The organism is Halomonas sp. MES3-P3E (genome assembly GCF_002836035.1).
In the GTDB taxonomy this organism is placed as follows: domain Bacteria; phylum Pseudomonadota; class Gammaproteobacteria; order Pseudomonadales; family Halomonadaceae; genus Vreelandella; species Vreelandella arctica.
Genome location: NZ_PJBT01000157.1, coordinates 1 through 423 on the forward strand (window position 1 = coordinate 1; position 423 = coordinate 423).

General features: G+C 61.2%; 1 protein-coding gene. It reads left to right on the top strand.

Annotation, left to right across the window (positions count from 1 at the left end):
* Positions 1-423: transposase (locus CXF87_RS12440; protein WP_198556097.1), on the top strand; the 423-nt coding region annotated here is incomplete at both ends.

Sequence of the window (423 nt, forward strand, 5' to 3'; positions counted from 1 at the left end):
TCTGACCAACATTGAGGAGCGAACCCTGCTCGACCTGCTGGCCACCCGCCGCCAGGACGTGGTGACCAACTACCTGATGAAGCTGAAAGACCGGCAGAAGGTCGAGATCGTCAGCATGGACATGTGGAACCCCTACCGGGCAGCGGTCAAGGCTGTGCTGCCCCAGGCCCGTATCGTGGTCGATAAGTTCCATGTGGTGCGCATGGCCAACGATGCCCTAGAGAGAGTGCGCAAGGGCCTCAGAAAGGAGCTGAAACCGTCCCAGAGCCGGACTCTCAAGGGAGACCGGAAAATCCTGCTGAAACGCGCTCACGAAGTCTCAGACCGGGAGCGCCTCATCATGGAGACCTGGACAGGCGCGTTCCCGCAACTGCTGGCCGCCTACGAGCACAAGGAGCGCTTCTACGGCATCTGGGACGCCAC